Source organism: Pedobacter sp. 01N416, from assembly GCF_056399685.1.
The window spans coordinates 1-1,874 of the sequence record NZ_JBFTRT010000767.1; the positions used below are offsets into that span (position 1 = coordinate 1).

Below are 1,874 nucleotides of genomic sequence, written 5' to 3' on the forward strand. Positions count from 1 at the left end.
CGGTCTAACCCAGCAACATACGCCCATCCCTTTCCAGTACGATGTGCCAGTTTCAACAAGCCGATAAAATTAGTAAGGCTCTTGAAATCATAAATCTCCGAACTGCAATACATATCGAGATGATTTAATTTAAGCTGGCTCACCAATGCTTTTGCTTGATCGGAGTTATGAAAAATCACGACGATTTTTTCGGCAATTGATGGAATAACAACATCAGTTCCTTTATCGTACTCCCCACAAAGTATTTCTATCTCTATTAATTGTTGTTGCAACAACGAAACCAGATCAGGTTTATTCAGAATGATCTTCATCCCTAATAGTTACTTGCCTAATCGCTTAATCATTTCCGCACTTAAATCTCTTCCATCATTTAAACGGTTGGCGAAGAATGATTTGGCCGCTTCGAAATGTTCTTTGTAACCTTTTAAATCGCCATAGCCAATAATCGATGCCCATTCGTGCACCGCGGTGTGGAATTCTAAATCATCGCCACGGATAGATTTATCATACAAAGCAGTATTAATCGACTCCTCTAACATTGCTTCATTTTTGAAAAGATATTCGGCAATGCCCAGCCTCAATTTAAAAGGTGGCGTTTGGCAGATCAGGTTATCGTAAGGGTTTACGCCCATTTTATACCAGGCATATACCATGCTCAGCAAACTTAAATGCGAATTTGGTTTCTGTTTATGGCTGGCATCCGATAGGCTGAATTCTTTCATGATGTTATCATCCAACAGTAAAAGCGAACGGCTTTCGTGAAAAACGAAATCGCGGGCCGCATAAATCTTTTCCCTAAACTCCGCCTCATTTTCACATATCATCAGCTTAAACAGTTCCGATTCGGCCTGCGCATAATATTTTACCTGTTTCTGGGCATAAGGATTTAAAATGGCCAAACCAGCATAAATGTGCGATTTGTAACTAAAAATTCTCAGCGTGGTCAAAATTTTCACGTTATCGATTCCACCCGCATATGCCGGATTATCCCAGGGGAAAAAACCCGCATTTTTCCATGCCGAGCCCATGCTTTCGAACCCCATGTGTGTTACCGCCTGTGTATCGGCCACAATGCGGTCGTGCTCCCTATAATCGTCCATTTCAATAATGTTCGATTTTAAAGATTTATAAATTTCTAAGGCTTTGGCATAAACAGCATCGGTAGCACGGTGACGCACTACCACAAGTGTTTGCCCTTCCGGACTAAATGCCGGACCATGCAAAGAATGACAGGTTACAATCTGGGTATCCTCTGGAAGGTGTTTTTCGAAAGCAGCAATTTCGGGATGTTTAACCGAGGTTTGTCCGGCAACTATGGCACCATATTTTGTTGAGCGGGCAAAAGCAGCTACCACCTCATCAATTTTTTCGGCTTCAACGCAATAGATAATAAAGTCTGATTTACGGGCAACCTCATGGCCATCGATTAAAACCTCGATTCCTTTAGGTTCCAGCTCATTTTTTAAATCTGTAAAACGTAAGGGCATATCTGCCCCACATACCTTATAACCAGCGTTTATGAACGATAGTGCATACAATTTGCCCATATCGCCCAAACCAATAATTCCTATTTGCATGAAACAAATGTAACCTATCGCAAATAAATTTATAATAAAACTTAGATAAAATTGTTATTTAGAATGTTAAACCAGAACAATTTTATCGATTTGCCAAAACCTTAAACAAATTTTATTAACCGGAAAAATAGATAAAAATGTAGTTTTACATTCTAACACCTATATTTAAACTATGCAGAAAATTAAACACACCCTATTGTTTTTAGGCGCTATGCTATTTTTAAACGTTGCCTTTGGGCAAACTTTACCTGATACTACGAAAAATACCGACCCATCTCTAAATGGGCAGTATCAGTT

Annotated in this window: 2 protein-coding genes; both read right to left on the reverse strand. The window is 39.4% G+C overall.

Translation table 11 applies throughout. From position 1 onward, the window contains the following. On the reverse strand, window positions 1-311 hold a 311-nt coding region (locus tag AC1DND_RS26920), incomplete at its 3' end, for a hypothetical protein (RefSeq protein WP_477585802.1). Between the two features lie 9 nt (window positions 312-320). Next, the gene (locus AC1DND_RS26925) at window positions 321-1,577 is read right to left on the reverse strand and encodes a prephenate dehydrogenase (protein ID WP_029278641.1); all 1,257 of its coding nucleotides are present in this window, start codon (window positions 1,575-1,577) and stop codon (window positions 321-323) included. Between the last annotated feature and the right edge of the window lie 297 nt (window positions 1,578-1,874).